The organism is Peribacillus sp. FW305-BF15, assembly GCF_058783805.1.
The window spans coordinates 206,433-221,412 of record NZ_JBYSYV010000008.1 but is presented as its reverse complement, the minus strand read 5'-3'; the positions used below and the strand labels follow the sequence as shown (position 1 = coordinate 221,412).

20 protein-coding genes and 1 pseudogene are annotated in these 14,980 nt (G+C 41.3%); 16 read left to right on the top strand and 5 right to left on the bottom strand.

Annotated elements, in window-relative coordinates; translation table 11 throughout:
- From AC3WLU_RS11020 to AC3WLU_RS11000, 5 genes and pseudogenes are all read left to right on the top strand, one after another.
- Positions 1-480: pseudogene (locus AC3WLU_RS11020) on the top strand (transposase); the annotation flags it as partial.
- A gap of 373 nt (positions 481-853) precedes the next feature.
- Positions 854-1,285, top strand: coding sequence for a YlbD family protein (locus tag AC3WLU_RS11015; protein ID WP_413000552.1), 432 nt, complete (start codon positions 854-856; stop codon positions 1,283-1,285).
- A gap of 12 nt (positions 1,286-1,297) precedes the next feature.
- On the top strand, positions 1,298-1,540 hold the full coding sequence (locus AC3WLU_RS11010; RefSeq protein ID WP_034313959.1) for a YlbE-like family protein: 243 nt from the start codon (positions 1,298-1,300) through the stop codon (positions 1,538-1,540).
- 60 nt (positions 1,541-1,600) lie between these two features.
- Positions 1,601-2,026, top strand: a complete 426-nt coding sequence (locus AC3WLU_RS11005; RefSeq protein ID WP_400449590.1) for a hypothetical protein — start codon at positions 1,601-1,603, stop codon at positions 2,024-2,026.
- Positions 2,027-2,086: 60 nt separating this feature from the next.
- Complete coding sequence (locus AC3WLU_RS11000) at positions 2,087-2,536, top strand: YlbF/YmcA family competence regulator (RefSeq protein ID WP_230134904.1); 450 nt, start codon at positions 2,087-2,089, stop codon at positions 2,534-2,536.
- 173 nt (positions 2,537-2,709) lie between these two features.
- On the opposite strand, the gene AC3WLU_RS10995 is transcribed toward AC3WLU_RS11000, so the two are convergent.
- The gene (locus tag AC3WLU_RS10995; protein WP_034313954.1) at positions 2,710-3,033 is read right to left on the bottom strand and encodes a hypothetical protein; all 324 of its coding nucleotides are present in this window, start codon (positions 3,031-3,033) and stop codon (positions 2,710-2,712) included.
- Between the two features lie 138 nt (positions 3,034-3,171).
- On the opposite strand from AC3WLU_RS10995, the gene AC3WLU_RS10990 reads away from it, so the two are divergent.
- Positions 3,172-3,447: a YlbG family protein gene (locus tag AC3WLU_RS10990; RefSeq protein WP_048684554.1), complete on the top strand. Its 276-nt coding sequence runs from the start codon at positions 3,172-3,174 to the stop codon at positions 3,445-3,447.
- A 54-nt stretch (positions 3,448-3,501) separates the two neighbouring features.
- Here AC3WLU_RS10990 and AC3WLU_RS10985 read toward each other — a convergent pair whose 3' ends face one another.
- Positions 3,502-3,891 (bottom strand): DUF7147 family protein, encoded by a 390-nt coding sequence (locus AC3WLU_RS10985; protein ID WP_492597257.1) that lies wholly within the window; start codon positions 3,889-3,891, stop codon positions 3,502-3,504.
- 470 nt (positions 3,892-4,361) lie between these two features.
- Here AC3WLU_RS10985 and rsmD point away from each other — a divergent pair, with 470 nt between their 5' ends.
- Together rsmD and coaD are read left to right on the top strand one after the other, a co-directional pair.
- Positions 4,362-4,937: a 16S rRNA (guanine(966)-N(2))-methyltransferase RsmD gene (gene rsmD / locus AC3WLU_RS10980; protein WP_034313946.1), complete on the top strand. Its 576-nt coding sequence runs from the start codon at positions 4,362-4,364 to the stop codon at positions 4,935-4,937.
- Positions 4,938-5,429, top strand: a complete 492-nt coding sequence (gene coaD / locus AC3WLU_RS10975; protein ID WP_034313942.1) for a pantetheine-phosphate adenylyltransferase — start codon at positions 4,938-4,940, stop codon at positions 5,427-5,429.
- A 39-nt stretch (positions 5,430-5,468) separates the two neighbouring features.
- Here coaD and ylbJ read toward each other — a convergent pair whose 3' ends face one another.
- On the bottom strand, positions 5,469-6,686 hold the full coding sequence (gene ylbJ / locus AC3WLU_RS10970; RefSeq protein ID WP_492597256.1) for a sporulation integral membrane protein YlbJ: 1,218 nt from the start codon (positions 6,684-6,686) through the stop codon (positions 5,469-5,471).
- A 269-nt stretch (positions 6,687-6,955) separates the two neighbouring features.
- Between ylbJ and AC3WLU_RS10965 the strand changes: the two genes are divergently transcribed.
- Together AC3WLU_RS10965 and AC3WLU_RS10960 are read left to right on the top strand one after the other, a co-directional pair.
- Positions 6,956-7,753, top strand: coding sequence for a patatin-like phospholipase family protein (locus AC3WLU_RS10965; RefSeq protein ID WP_034313939.1), 798 nt, complete (start codon positions 6,956-6,958; stop codon positions 7,751-7,753).
- Complete coding sequence (locus tag AC3WLU_RS10960) at positions 7,743-8,768, top strand: SepM family pheromone-processing serine protease (RefSeq protein WP_057278455.1); 1,026 nt, start codon at positions 7,743-7,745, stop codon at positions 8,766-8,768. The genes AC3WLU_RS10965 and AC3WLU_RS10960 overlap by 11 nt, the downstream gene beginning before the upstream one ends.
- A 92-nt stretch (positions 8,769-8,860) precedes the next feature.
- Here the strand turns inward: AC3WLU_RS10960 and AC3WLU_RS10955 are convergent, their stop codons facing one another.
- On the bottom strand, positions 8,861-10,066 hold the full coding sequence (locus AC3WLU_RS10955) for a nucleotidyltransferase (protein WP_492597255.1): 1,206 nt from the start codon (positions 10,064-10,066) through the stop codon (positions 8,861-8,863).
- A gap of 219 nt (positions 10,067-10,285) precedes the next feature.
- Here AC3WLU_RS10955 and AC3WLU_RS10950 point away from each other — a divergent pair, with 219 nt between their 5' ends.
- From AC3WLU_RS10950 to AC3WLU_RS10935, 4 genes are all read left to right on the top strand, one after another.
- A complete protein-coding gene (locus AC3WLU_RS10950; protein WP_034313932.1) occupies positions 10,286-10,807 on the top strand; it encodes a YceD family protein in 522 nt (173 codons plus the stop codon).
- A 65-nt stretch (positions 10,808-10,872) separates the two neighbouring features.
- Entirely contained in the window at positions 10,873-11,046 is a 174-nt protein-coding gene (gene rpmF / locus AC3WLU_RS10945; protein ID WP_034313929.1) for a 50S ribosomal protein L32, read from the top strand.
- Positions 11,047-11,194: 148 nt separating this feature from the next.
- Positions 11,195-11,959: an enoyl-CoA hydratase/isomerase family protein gene (locus AC3WLU_RS10940; RefSeq protein ID WP_063577798.1), complete on the top strand. Its 765-nt coding sequence runs from the start codon at positions 11,195-11,197 to the stop codon at positions 11,957-11,959.
- Between the two features lie 79 nt (positions 11,960-12,038).
- Complete coding sequence (locus AC3WLU_RS10935) at positions 12,039-12,659, top strand: RsfA family transcriptional regulator (protein ID WP_034313926.1); 621 nt, start codon at positions 12,039-12,041, stop codon at positions 12,657-12,659.
- Positions 12,660-12,703: 44 nt separating this feature from the next.
- Here AC3WLU_RS10935 and AC3WLU_RS10930 read toward each other — a convergent pair whose 3' ends face one another.
- Entirely contained in the window at positions 12,704-13,192 is a 489-nt protein-coding gene (locus AC3WLU_RS10930) for an N-acetyltransferase (RefSeq protein WP_034313924.1), read from the bottom strand.
- A gap of 472 nt (positions 13,193-13,664) precedes the next feature.
- Between AC3WLU_RS10930 and AC3WLU_RS10925 the strand changes: the two genes are divergently transcribed.
- Both AC3WLU_RS10925 and AC3WLU_RS10920 read left to right on the top strand, forming a co-directional pair.
- Positions 13,665-14,549: a 2-dehydropantoate 2-reductase gene (locus tag AC3WLU_RS10925; protein ID WP_057278452.1), complete on the top strand. Its 885-nt coding sequence runs from the start codon at positions 13,665-13,667 to the stop codon at positions 14,547-14,549.
- A gap of 4 nt (positions 14,550-14,553) precedes the next feature.
- Positions 14,554-14,946 carry a DUF3397 domain-containing protein gene (locus AC3WLU_RS10920; RefSeq protein WP_034313918.1) on the top strand — a complete coding sequence of 131 codons (393 nt, stop codon included), beginning with the start codon at positions 14,554-14,556 and terminating at the stop codon, positions 14,944-14,946.
- Positions 14,947-14,980 lie beyond the last annotated feature (34 nt).

The window sequence follows — 14,980 nt, the reverse complement described above, 5'->3', positions numbered from 1 at the left end:
CCAGCGATTACAAGCTACCTATTTAACAAAAAAATCATACCCGCTTTACCTTATACACGTCCTCGCACCAAAGAAGGATTTTTTTCCGCAAAAAGGACTATGTATACGATGAACATTTTGATTGTTACCTTTGCCCTTCGGGAGAGCTATTAAAGTATTCAACAACAAATAAAGAGGGCTATCGCGAGTATAAATCCCCAAAACACATCTGTGCAACATGCTCAATTTTATCTCGGTGTACAGAACCAAATACTGTAAAAAAAGTGGTGACACGGCATATTTGGCAAACACATGTGGAAAAAGCAGATCATCTGCGTCATCATCAAGATGTAAAACCTATATATGCGAAGCGTAAAGAAACGATTGGTGTATTCGCAGATGCAAAAGAAAAGCATGGTATGCGTTGGACTACTTTAAGGGGACTTAAAAAAATTGTCGATGCAGGCGATGCTTACTTTCGCTGCCATTAATTTAAAGTAGATGGCCAATTGGACATGGCAAGGTCCAAAAATGGCCTGACATAGTGGGCTCGTAGAGCCCCAATCTCTGAACATTAGGGGTAAATTCAAAGGGGATTTCAAAAAGGGGTTCGGAATTTTTTAATTCCGAACCCCTTTTGTCTACAAACTGAACGGACCCGGTTTGGGTCCGTTTTCTTGTTGTGGATCATATTTTAAAAGGTCCCAACCATTTGCATTCCCCTCGATTAGGATCGTTTGCCAATGGAGGTTTTTACATAACGAACTTGGATTCCGCAGTCACGCCCCATTACGTTAGTAAAGGAATTTATGCACTTTTTATCTACCTTTAGCATATGGTGCAATAGGCGATGTCTAAGTGTGAGGTGAGAGTAATGGCAAAAAGAAAGCGGCCCTCCGTGGATGGATTTCGGGAGTTTGTAAAGGAACATCCTCATTTAGTGAATGAAGTGAGAAGCAAACAAGCAACATGGCAGGAACTTTTTGAAGAGTGGTATTTACTCGGAGCAGATCATCCACGCTGGCAGGCTGACGGCAGTGTGGGTGAGCCCAAAGAGAATACAGGATCTCAATCACCGCCGGTTGAAAAGGGAGACCAAAGCACTGAGTTGATCGGTTCGTTAATGAATGCCGTTAAAAACATGGATATGGGGCAGATTCAACAATATATTACGAATGCCAATCAGGCCATCGGTGCAATCCAAGGAGTGCTATCTGCTTTCCAAGGGAATAAATCAGGTGATACCAGTCCTCCCCCAAAAGAAAAAGAGCAGAGAGCTAACCCTTTTTTATTCACCAAAGATTAAGGAGGGTTTTTCATGCGCCAGAATATATATGAATTCATTCAAACAAACGAAGATATGCGAAATTATTTGAGAGTTCAGCCTGCATGGTACAAAAGATTAATGCGTAATCCACATGAAGTGGATGTGTTTGAAACCGAAGCTAAATATTATTTTGAGAAGTCGATTCCACATCGGGTCTCTAAATTTTCGGAAAGCGTTCAGGTTGCCTCAATGATGCTTCATATGTTTCAAGCAATGAATGCTCCAAGTGAATGAAGAAAGTAAGAGTAAATTACTCCTTTTGGCGAACAATAAAGGCAAAAGGGGGACGATGGAATGAGAAAGTTGATATTGGCTCTAACAGTGTTGATGGCAGCGACGGGTTGTGGCAAGAAAATACCTGAACCTGAAAACTCAGGAGTAGCCATACAAGGTGTTTCTACACTAGAGGCTGCCACCACTGTATCGAGCATCCAAAACTCAGATGAGGACTTTCGGGTAAAAACATTTGTAAAAGGCAACTCCGTCTATGTTGAGTGCTACTTGAAAAACTATGGTTTTTCTGAATCAAATCCTGAACAATTGGCAACTGTGTCCGTATTTATTGATAATCAAAAGAAAGTCGATATGAAAACGGCAGCATTTATCGTAAAGGATGTCCCGAATGGCATGCATAAAATAAGGCTGGAGATTTTGAACGGTGCAGGTGAAAAAACAGGGCTGCAAAAAGAGCTTGAGGTACATATCACTTCCTCGATTTAATCAAACCATTAGCATCTAAAAGGGAGAAATGGTAAAATGGTTGTGGAGGTGAGCTTGTTAATGCTTGCTACTATGGAAATCATCGACATTTTACATCAGGCTGATGGATTAGCTGAAATGATCCTTCATTCTGAAATAGGAGAAGAATATCTCCTTAGTTTATATAAATTACAAAACGACAAAGAGGCCCAGGGGATTATTTCCAAGTTTACTTCGCTCAAGGATCTATTTGAAGATGTTCAAAGGTTCGGTAAATATCACCCGGATTATAAACGCATCAATTTAGAAACGAGACAAGCTAAACGGGACATGGATATGCATCCTGTCGTTGCAAGGTTTAAGCGGGCGGAGACAGAATTGCAATCCGTTCTTGATGAAATAAGCGGAAGAATTGGCCGAGCGGTTTCTGAACAGGTAAAAACCCCGGCTGGGAATCCATTTTTTGTTTCATCCGGCGGATGTTCGACGGGAAGCTGCGGAACCGGGGGAAGTTGCGGGTGCTCTGCTTAAGGTAATGGCCAGATTGGAAGCATTCAGGGCCGGTATATAACATGCAGCCATCGAAATTCGACATTACTACGGAGTTCGGTGGCTGTGTCATGTTTGGAACCTCGCCGAGACATGGTCATGAACCGATGCATGAACTATCATCTTACATATTTCGGTTACGTGGCAAAAAGCGATTAACTGCGATATAAAATACAATCCGGACAAAGGTTGCCGCAGCAAAACATCTTTTTCTGCGGCACATAAAAACGATGCCGGAATACATATAAATGTTCTTCCTGCCGTACGAAAATGGTTTCACAATGAAGCTGCTTGCCACGCATTGAAAGGCTTGCGGCTTTTTTTATTAAGAGGGAAAGCTTACCATCATCATTTGGTGCCGGATGATAATGGATATATATAAAGGGGATTCCTGTGAACTTTTTTATCGAAGCTTGGGTAATTTCATCATTATCTAATAGATGCACAATAAATTGATGCCAAATTTGGTTTAAATCCATCGTTTGTTTGGCTCCCTTCACAGTGTGTATATTCATAATAGTGAGAGAATTTTGTTTATAATCTTTTTTTCTTGGTTGAAAGTAAAGATTCTGCTATGCTACACTTAGTTAAAACCTTTATAAAAGGGAGTTATTGATATGCTTGGAGCGAGACAGGGAATCATCGTCTATTTACATACATTGAAACAAGCCAAAATGCTTAGGAAATTTGGAAATATCCATTATGTTTCAAAAAAGTTGAAATATGTCGTGCTTTATACGAATATGGATGAAGTGGAACCACTGGTGGAAAAACTGAATAATTATTCGTTCGTTAAAAAGGTGGACCTTTCTTACAAGCCTTTTTTGAAGGTGGAGTTCGAAAACTCCAAACCGGATAAAGCGAAAGAATATGATTATAAAATGGGAATTTGAAAAAAGCTGACTCATGCGGAGTCAGCTTTTTCATTTTCAGGGCAGCAACATTTTTCAGCCTAATGGCGGCAGATATCTATTCATTCGCAAAATGCCGATTAAGTGCTGGTAGTACAACTCGCTTTCCGCAAAGAGCACCGAAGGTTTCACTTCGATTTCAATAACTGGCCTATCCAGTTCCTCAGCCAAGTTCTCAAAAAGCTCATAGCGTTTGTTTTTGGTGGCATGTGGGTTAGGGATACCTTCACGGCAAATGTAAAGCGGCTGGAATTTCCCGGGATCTGTGGGCTCCATGACGATGACCAATGACGTTACCTTTTTATCATTTATGGTAGTATGCATGGCCAATAGCCTTGCAACTCGATGTTTCTGATTGCGGCCTACTTCCAGCAACTCATATATATCGGAATATCCTTGTCCAATTTCAATAAAACGTTGAATCAATTAAACCTCTCCTAACTAACTTATTATTCATTACTTTATCATTATCCCTCATAAAAGAGAAGGACAACTTCATTGACGAATGATGACAAAGGGAATTGGGAATAAGTGGTTTATCAATAAAAAAAGCCCTGCAAAAATATGCAGGGTCCTTCTATGTCTAACTAAGGACCAGAAGGCAAAGGGAGAGGAGAAACCGGAGGAAGAACTTATGGGGAAACGTAAGCCTTCTCCGCGGTTGGCAACAACACCTAAAAAGGAATGTTGTTATTCACATTATTGCCAAAAACCCTTTTATTATTCAAGATGTAAAAGATTTATAAAAAGAATGGATATCTTCTATCCATGGTACGAAATGATATGTTCTTTTCATCATGGAAATGAGGGCAAATGGGTTTAAATATTGGCTAGCTTTTTCTAATATGTTAGGATAGGAAAGTAACAGAAATTTGTCATAAAATGTGGTGAGAATGATGAGGGTCGTTTCCGGAATTTGCAAAGGAAGACCACTTAAGGCTGTACCGGGTACAGGAACCCGGCCGACTACTGATAAAGTCAAGGAATCCATTTTCAACATGATTGGTCCTTATTTCGAAGGAGGGCTGGTCCTCGACTTGTTTGCCGGAAGCGGTGGACTGGGAATTGAAGCGTTAAGCAGAGGCATGGATAAAGCTATATTTGTCGATCGGGATTTTAAAGCAAATCAAACGGTTAAGGCTAATTTGGAACTATGCAAGTTTTCAGACCGTGCAGAAGTTTATAAAAATGATTCAGAACGTGCATTAAAGGCTTTGGTGAAAAGGGAAATGACTTTTGAATTGATTTTTCTTGATCCACCTTATAAGAAACAAAAGCTAGTCGAGATTCTTGAAGAAATACATAAATACCGATTGCTGAACGATATGGGATACATTGTTTGTGAGCATGGCCATGATGTTACTTTGCCAGAAAAAGTTGGTGACTTTACCGTTAAGAGAAAAGAAGTTTATGGCGTCATTGCCGTTACGATTTATCAATGGGGAAACGTACACGAACAGGGGGAACTATGAATGTCCAAAATAGCGATTTGTCCGGGGAGTTTTGATCCAATAACATTTGGTCATCTTGATATCATTCAAAGGGGAGCGAATGTTTTTGATGAGGTATATGTGGTCATCGTGAACAATTCAGCGAAAAATTCTCTTTTTACAGTGGAAGAGAGACTGGAACTGATTACTGAAGCGACTGCCCATATGCCGAATGTTAAAGTGGATTTCTATCAGGGATTGACGGTCGACTATGCTGAAAGCGTTTCCGCGAATGCCATCATCAGGGGATTGAGGGCGACTTCTGACTTTGAATATGAAATGCAGGGAACTTCGATGAACCGATTCCTTAACAATAAAATAGAGTCATTCTTTATCATGACGAAAAATCAATATTCTTTCTTGAGTTCAAGTATCGTGAAAGAGGTTGCGAAGTATGGCGGGGATATTTCTGAACTAGTGCCAAGTGTGGTCCAGAAAGCTCTGGCCAAAAAATACGAGGAACTGAAAGGATAGAAAAAAGAGCATTGCCAACGGGCAATGCTCTTTTTTGGTTTACGAAAGGCCTTTGAATAGCCTTTTGGTAAATATGATGATGTATAGGATCAAAAACACGAGTGTTAGAATGGGACCTATATCAAGCATGCTTTGATATAGGGAATTCGCGTGTTCACCGGATCCGCTGACCGGGAATGCGTTTATCGGGCTGCTGCTGTACATTTTGCCTTTATAGAAAGGTTCCCAAAGCAGGATGGTGATAATGGATGCAAGAAGGCCATGTGCAATCCTGGCCAGAAAAAAGGGAGTGAAACGAATGTCCGTTGCGGCAATGATGCTGGCAACTTGCGCTTGGATGCTGAACCCGTTGAAAGCTAAGATGAAACTTGTCATCACGGTTTGCTGAAAGAGTGTCGCCTCTTCGACCGTGCTGGTTAATTTTGAACCTAGAGTCATTTCAAACATGCCTGATATGAAGGGAAGGCTTAAGGAGTCCGGGAAATTAAAAATATGTAGAATTCCTCCGACCCCAGATGCTAGCAATCCGGTGATGTTCATATGAAATAAAAGCTTGTTCACCACAGAAAAGAGAATGATGAACCCCCCGATCATCAATAGGGTTTGGATGGATGAGAGTACCGCATCTCCAAGTAAACTGCCAAATGGCCTTGTTTCTTTTATTCTGGTACGATGCATTTGACCAAAGGCTTGTCTTATGGAGGGGAGCTTGGTCATTACTTTTGCATGGGATTTTTCTTCTTTCCAACGGTAAAAACGCATGATGATGCCTACACAAATATTTCCTAGGTAGTGGGAAAGGGCAAGGATGATCCCTAAATGAGGGTTGTGGAAAAAACCAACGGCAACGGCAACGAATAGGAACAATGGATTGGATGAATTAGTAAAACAAACGAGTCTTTCAGCTTCAATGCGGGTCAATTGTTCTTCTTGACGGAGCCTTACAGTGAATTTCGCCCCTGCTGGAAACCCTGATGCAAGTCCCATCGCCCAAACGAAACCTCCCACTCCTGGTACACGGAATAGGGGACGCATAAATGGTTCGAGCATGACACCAATGAACCTGACAACCCCAAAACTGATTAATAACTCCGAGAAAATCAAGAAAGGCAGAAGTGAAGGGAAAACAATTGTCCACCAAATATTCAGTCCGCCTTTGGAAGCTTCAAAGGATTCTTGGGGGAAGATGATCAAGCCAACTGCCATCATCGTGACGGAGGTAGCTAACAGTACTGTTTTAGATTTTGATTTTAGCAAAATTCAGCCTCCTCTTGAAGGTTACTAAATAAGGGCAGTTCGTTTCGTATATAATAAAATATGAACTTCTTTTTCTCGAAAAGTAAGCGCATGATGGAATAAGGATTGTACCGACATGTAAAGAGGGATGATCCGCTCAATGGAATATATCTGCCATGCTTGTTTCACTGTCAATATAAATAATATGCTTCTATAAATCCGTTTAAGACCATAACTTTGAATGAGTGTTATTTCAATATTTTGAACTAGTTAAAGCGGGAGGGATATCTTTGTCGAAACCAAAAGTCGGGCTTGCACTTGGGTCAGGAGGAGCTAGGGGGTTTGCACATATTGGCGTGATAAAGGTATTGCAGCAAGAAGGCATTCCGATAGATATGATTGCTGGAAGCAGCATGGGAGCAATGGTTGCAGCCTTTTATGGAGCGGGGTCGGATATCGAGAGGCTGTATAAGTTGTCCCGTGCATTTAAGCGGAAGTATTATTTGGACTTCACCATACCTAAGATGGGCTTCATTTCGGGTAAGCGGACAAAGGATTTAATCAGGGTATTTACATATGGCAAGAAATTTGAAGAACTTGATATTCCTGTGGCGGTGGTAGCCACTGATATAAAAACGGGGGAAAAGGTCATTTTTCAGGAAGGTCCCATCGCACCGGCTGTAAGGGCAAGCATCTCCATTCCCGGGATTTTCATTCCCGAAAGAATCGGAAACAGACTGCTTGTTGATGGCGGCGTAGTTGACAGGGTTCCTGTTTCAGTTGTGAAGGATATGGGAGCAGACATCATAATTGGTGTGGATGTAGCTCACGTGAAACAGGATATGGAGATAAACTCCATATATGACGTCATCATGCAAAGCCTCGATATCCTGCAAATGGAGCTGGTTAAAAGCAGGGAGTTTGCTTCAGACGTCATGATACGCCCCAGGGTTGAGAAATACAGCTCGAAATCATTTACAAACGTACAGGAAATAATTAGTATTGGAGAAGAAGCAGCAAGAGGTAAGATTGATCAAATTAAGCAGAGCATTGTTACTTGGAAGGAGTCCTTTGAAGATGAGCCGTAAAACGTATGTACGCACTTTCCTGGTGGTGGCTATACTTCTCATAGCATCAGCCCTTTATTCCCTACCTTTTTATGTATCGAAACCAGGAATGGCTAAAGAATTGGAGCCAATCATTGAGGTATCCGGGGGAGATGAAGCAAAAGGAAGCTTTATGTTAACCACTGTAAGGATGGGCCGGGCAAATATATATTCCTACATGATGGCGAAGTGGAGCAAATATCAGGAGCTTTATCCGGAATCCTCCATCAGAAGCGAAGATGAAACAGATGAAGAATATAATATCAGGCAGCTCCACTTAATGGATGGTTCTAAAAATAATGCCATTAAGATCGCATATGAAAAAGCAGGGAAAGAAGTCGAATACGAGTACCTGGGTGTATATGTTTTGGACGTGCTAAAAGGAATGCCTGCAGCAAAAGAGCTGAAAGCGGGCGATCAAATCATTCAAGTTGATGATGTTAAATTCAAGTCTGCACAGGAATTCATGGATTATATTAATGAAAAGAAGGCCGGAGATGAAGTTAAAATCGTTTATAAGCGGGAAGAGACGGAGAAAACGGCCGTTCTTTCATTGCAGCCTTTTAAAAATGATCCAAATAGGGTAGGAATCGGCATTTCGCTGGATGACAATCGAAGAGTGAACACAAAACCGGCGATTGCCATAGATTCAGAACATATAGGCGGTCCTTCGGCTGGTTTAATGTTTTCGTTGGAAATTTATAATCAATTAACGAAAGGCGATCTTACAAGTGGATATGACATAGCGGGTACGGGCACGATGTCTGATGATGGGACAGTCGGTCCAATTGGCGGAATCCAACAGAAAATTGTTGCAGCCGATAAGTCTGGAGCCGAGATATTCTTTGCCCCGAATGAAAACGGAGCAGCGGGTTCGAATTATGAAGATGCACTCATTGCAGCAAAGGATATTGACACTGACATGAAGATCGTGCCGGTTGACAACTTTGAAGATGCAGTAGCCTATTTAACGAAGCTAAATGGAAAAGGAAAATGAAAAAAAGCGCAGGCAGTCATCTACTGTCTGCGCTTTTTTTCATGATTAGCTTTTTACACTTAAGGATGAAACGGCCAAGCTTGAATCCTTCTTCATTTGAAAATGATGGGAGATTCATATTCACGTTTCATCAATGCAGCTTGATGCGGCTCGGGCAAGCCCAGGGCATACACCTGTGCTGCTCGCAAGTCCGAATCGATGTCCTGCTTCCGATAGGACGAAAGTTTAGAGATGAGAGGGAGGGGCAAGCCTTTTTTTACAGAACGAAGATATTCTTGCCCCCGGCCATTCATGCCAAGAAGTCTGATATAGGCCGGTTGGTCATTATAAATTACCTGTTCCTTGAATGTATGCGTCAATATATGGACACACATCCGCTGCAGCCGTGTCCATGTGTAGCGTTTTGTCTTCAGCGCTGCCATAAATCCAGAAAAGCTCGAAGATTGTTTGGCCATCTCCTTCATTCGGTGCTCTATGCCTTCCTCAACTTCGTATATTCCTGCCAATTCGGTTAAAGAGGAAGAAAGGATACGGTATTTCAACATGGACCAATACATTTCCCAGTCATGCAAGGCATGGTAGCGCGTTAAATATTGCTCAAGGCCACTCATTGTCGCTTGAGGAATATAACTGGAAACAGAATGTAATTCCTGGTGTTCATGGATGGCTTTACGTATCCCCGTTGCGCTGGCAATAGGGTCTTTGGACAACTTTGTTTCATGATATCCTGCAGCGACCCTTTGAATCGTATAAGGGCGAATGGAGTAGCCGTTTGAAAGGGCAGCACTTACATATTCTTTTCCAAGGATATTATTCGGCTTCGTCAAATCCAATGCCGCATCACCATGGATGATCGAACGATAAGCCTGGGCAGCACTTGACGGATAACTATTACCGGCATCCATGGCCGATTTGATTGCGGCATCGAATGCAGCGGAATTTTCCGAAAGGATTCTGTGGGCGATGATGAATGGTTCAATTTTGCCATCCTCGCTTCCGAAGCAAAAAGAGTCACAGCCTAGCGATTCCAAAAGAGCAATAGATCCTTTTGCAAATATTTCTGCCTTCTGTGTCGCGAAAGCATATGGCAGCTCAATGACAAGATCAATGCCGCCATTCAAGGCCATTTCGGCGCGTGTCCACTTGCTGACGATAGCTGGCTCGCCACGCTGTAAGAAGGGCCCGCTCATAACAGCGACAACGACATCTGCCCCTGTTTTTTCTCTACTTTCTCTTGCATGTAAAACATGTCCATTGTGAAAAGGGTTATATTCGACTACTAAACCGCAAGCTTTCATTCGTTCACCTCAGAGAAAAACTTTGTATTTTATCAACTTAGTGCTAAAATAGTATTTCAAGTAAAATTACTATAAGTAATCGTCTGGATTTTTTGTTAGAAATGATTCATAAAACTTAGACAATCAGTTAGGATGACTACATTATAGTGTAAAGAAAAAATATTGACAAACTTATAATTGAAAGCTATAATTATTTTTGTTGCCTTGAGGTGATTTCATTTGAAATGGACGATTAGTCAACTTCAAAAAATTCGGGACAAAGATTTACGGTTTGATGAACTGGTGGATGTCTTGGACATTAGAGAAAGAGACCCGCAAATTCGCGATGTTTCTCCGATCAGAGTAGAAGGAAGAGCTGATATCAGCTCGACCGAGATTACTTTTCACTTGCATCTTTCAGGTGAATTAACATTACCTTGCTCCCGTACACTGGTAGACGTTAAATATCCGATTGATATTGATACAAAGGAAACCTTTCTTTTAAAGGCAGATGGCACAGATTTCTACGGAGATGATGTCACTGTTGTGGAAGGCGACGTTGTAGACCTAATACCGGTAATAAAAGAAAATTTATTGCTAGAAATTCCGATGCAGGTTTTTTGTGAGGATGTCGATTCGAATGAAGCTGCTCCTCAATCTGGGAAAGACTGGGCTGTTATTTCCGAAGAGGAAAATGAGCATAAGGTTGATCCGAGATTTGCAAAGCTTGCCGACTTTTTTGACAACAATAAAGAATCTTGATTGGAACGAAAAATCGTTAATCCGATTTTTCCAGCTTTTTTATATTTTTTAAGGAGGTGGGAATAATGGCTGTACCTTTTAGAAGAACGTCGAAAACTGTAAAAAGAAAACGTCGTACACACTTCAAGCTTCAAGTACCTGGTATGGTAGAATGCCCGAGCTGTGGTGGAATGACTCTTTCACATCACGTTTGTAAAGAATGTGGAACATATAAAGGAAAAGAAGTTGTCGCAAAATAATTTCTTGACCTACTTGAGAGCTTAGCTCTCTTGATGCAACACGCTAATCAAAGCGCAGGGATTTTTCTCTGTGCTTTTTTTGCAAATATATTTGGCAGAATATTTTGAATCATTCGCGTTTGCCGATGATTTTGGAGAAGGTGTTTACATGGATCAGGTGATTGAAGTTGAAAAGGGTAAACGCGGCTTCATGAAGCTCCTATTTAATAGACCGGAGAAAAGGAATGCCGTGAATTATCAGCTGATGGACGAACTTGAGTCGATATTATCGGAAGCTGCATGCGATGATGAAGTTAAGTTGCTGGTCCTGACCGGGGCGGGCTCTGAGGCGTTCTGTTCAGGCGGGGATCTAAGGGAATTTCAGGATTTGCATACAGAAGAAGAGGCCTTTGCTATGTTATCGAAAATGGGTGAAATTCTGTATAAACTAGCAGTTTTCCCAAAACCGACAATAGCGCTAATCAATGGAAGTGCTTTCGGCGGCGGATGCGAAATAGCGACAGCTTGTGATTTCAGGTTAGCAAAGAGGGAAGCTAGGCTAGGGTTTGTACAAGGTACTCTAGGAATAACGACTGGCTGGGGCGGAGCTTCGCTTTTACTTGAAAAAATACCAGAGCAAAAAGCGCTAAAGCTATTATTGGATGCAAAAGTACATAAAGCTGAGGAAGCGAAGGAACTTGGTTTCGTAGATGAGATAGTCGGAGAAGGTACGGATGGATGGGAATGGTTTGCGGAAGATTTTCTTCGCCAAGAGACAGGGGTATTGATGGCCTATAAACGATTGCTGGTACATAAATGGCAGGATAGCGGGCTTAAAGGAAGAATGGATGCGGAAATCCGGGAATGTTCCAAACTGTGGGCGAGTGATGAGCATCATGCTGCAGTCGAGCGTTTTCTAAATAAGAAAAAATAAATATTACACGCTCTATATATCTTCTATCTTTCCTAGCATGTGCATATTATGAATTAAAACTTGCTAAGGAGGTAGAGAGATGACGATTGCGAGACAAGATGCATGGACTCATGATGAGGATCTGTTGTTGGCTGAAGTGGTACTGAGGCATATACGGGAAGGCAGTACACAATTAAAGGCGTTTGAAGAAGTGGGGAAACAGTTATCGAGGACATCTGCTGCTTGTGGGTTCCGTTGGAATTCATTTGTTAGGAAGCAATATAAATCAGGGATAGAGCTGGCGAAAAAACAAAGGAAAGAACAGGTAGTCAATAATCCTGAAGTGGAAAGGGATTCGATTGCAACGGTCGAAAATGTCACGATTGAAGAAATAACGCCCGAGCATGAAGATAAAGAATCTATTACCCTTCAGGAAGTTATATTATATTTAACCAAAATGGATGAATTCTTTCAGCTTGATAATAAGGAAAAAGAACGGATTTCTGAGCGTTCCCTATTTCTTGAACGGGAAAATGTCCGATTACTGGAAGAGAATGTCCTGCTTAAGGAAAACCTGAAAGCTGTTGAGGAAGATTATCGTGCGTTAATGCAGATCATGGAGCGCGCAAGAAAACTTAGTGTCCAGGAGGACGAAAAGGCGAATCCGAAGGTGAGTTTCCAAATGGATAAGAATGGTAATTTGGAAAGGGTCAATAAATAAAAAATGCGGGTGGGAAAATCCGCCCGCATTTTCTTGATGCTTCCTTATTCTTGTGTATCTATTTCTTTCTTATCTTGTACGTCAAATGGGCTCCAAATCAGAGGGTTTTCTCCGAGGTCCCTGTCCAAATCATAGGAAACAGCAGAAAAACCCATCTTTTTCCAAAAGTCTTGTGAATGGACTCTTGGGTTAGTTTTGATAGGCATGTTCAGGCTTTTGGCGAATTCGACCAAAGCTCTTCCATACCCTTTTTTCTGATAGTTAGGCAGGACTTCAAGTTTCCAAAGAACAAGGAAATCCCTGGAATTGTCAAAATACTGGTCGAATTTAGCGCTTCTTTTATAAAGGCTCATTCGAGCTACAAGTTTATCGCCATAAAAGATTCCGTAAAAAGGTGATTGGCTGTCATTTTCAATGATGTTACCTTCTAAATCATCTAGCATGGACAGTTCCTGTATCCCGTATTCTTTGAATTTTTTGAATTCCTCAAGCGTTTTAAAATTTACAAGTAATCGTTCAACCTTGTATTCCATAAAAAAGCTCCCCCTTAATTCTGATAAACCTCTTCCGATAGTACCCTTTGAAAGTCATCCCACTGATCTTTGCCATGTGGAATTTCAACTTAGGTTAAATCTAGTATGACATCATCGACTTATCCTAGCTTACTAAATGCTTATAGCCTTTTATTCCCCGCCCTTTTCCCTTCAATTTCTTTTGGGGTGAGTTTGGAGTTATCTTTTGTTTCTGTAAAGTCTTCAAAATGGCTAAGCTTTTCGTATCTAATATACCATTAAATTAACACTTAAAGAAGAAAATATTATATCTTCAACGGCGTATTAATCATTATTTCCGTTGGTATTTTATGACGAGCCATCGTTAATGGCAGTTCCGTCGTTTCATTCAATCGGAATGGCTGTGTTTTCCAACGATGGGAAAATTCGTGCAGGCTAAAAAAGATAATGTGATAAAATAGTAAATATATTTCAAAAAGTAAGGAAGGTTATCATGAGAATTGGAATCATTGGCGGAGGGGCCATAGGGCTGCTGTTTGCGTCCCGTTTAAGTGAAAAGCATAATGTGACTCTCTATACCCATACTGCGGATCAGGCGTCCATCATCCAACGTGATGGAATCCGTCTTATTGCGGATGGTGAAAGCCGACTGCAGACGGGCATCATGTCCAAGGGGCTGGATGAAGGGATATCGGATGTGGATCTTCTTATAGTGGCCGTCAAGCAATATCACCTGCCGCAAATACTGCCTAGGATCAAAGATTTTCAGGTTCCATTGCTATTCTTGCAGAATGGCTATGGACATATTTCTTATTTAAAGCAGCTTCAATCCCCGACCATATATGTGGGGGTAGTGGAGCATGGAGCATTAAAACATGATGGGAATACCGTGGAGCATACGGGACTGGGCATGACAAGGATCGCTTCCTTTAGCGGGGAACTTGAGCAACTATCGCTAGTGAATGAAAGGATCGATCATTTTCCTTTTACGAAGAGTGAAGATTTTCACTCGATGCTGATGGATAAGCTTGTCGTCAATGCGGTGATAAATCCATTAACGGCGATACTTGGTGTGGAAAATGGCGGTTTAATCACTAACTCTTTTTACTACCAATTATTTCAAGAGCTTTTTGAAGAAATCTCCGGTATTTTGGAAGTTCAAAATAAGGATGAGTCATTTGAACATGTTAAAGCCGTTTGCATCGCAACTGCGGAAAATCGATCTTCCATGCTAAAAGATTTAGAAAATGGCCGTAAAACGGAAATTGATGCCATTTTGGGTCATATCCTCTCGGAGGCAAAGAGTAAAGGGAAAAGTGATTGCCTGACGTCTTCTCTATATAAGATGGTCAAAGGAAAAGAGTCTCAGGGGGGATGAGGATGTGCCGTACGTAGTTTCAAGCCTTGCCGCGATATTTATTACCTTGCCTTTCGTAGGGTATATACTTTTTTTTATAGGTGCCAAACAATTCACTGGAAACCATCGGCGCTCCGTTCAATTTGCAATGGACATGAGTACGCTGCTGTTCGTATTGTCCGTCCATTATTTGATCATTACGATCTGGGATATGCAAATTATTTGGGTGATCATGCTCATCATGCTCATCAACGCATTCGTGGTGGTTCTTGTCCATTACAAGGTAAAAGAAGAAATCATTTTCCATAAGGTATTAAAGGGTTTTTGGAGAGTGAACTTCGCCTTTTTTTTCGTGGCTTACCTTCTATTGTTTTCCATTGGAATAATTACAAGTATCACGAAGATATTGACTACATAACATAGAACATCGCATCAATTTTCTGCTGCTGGGC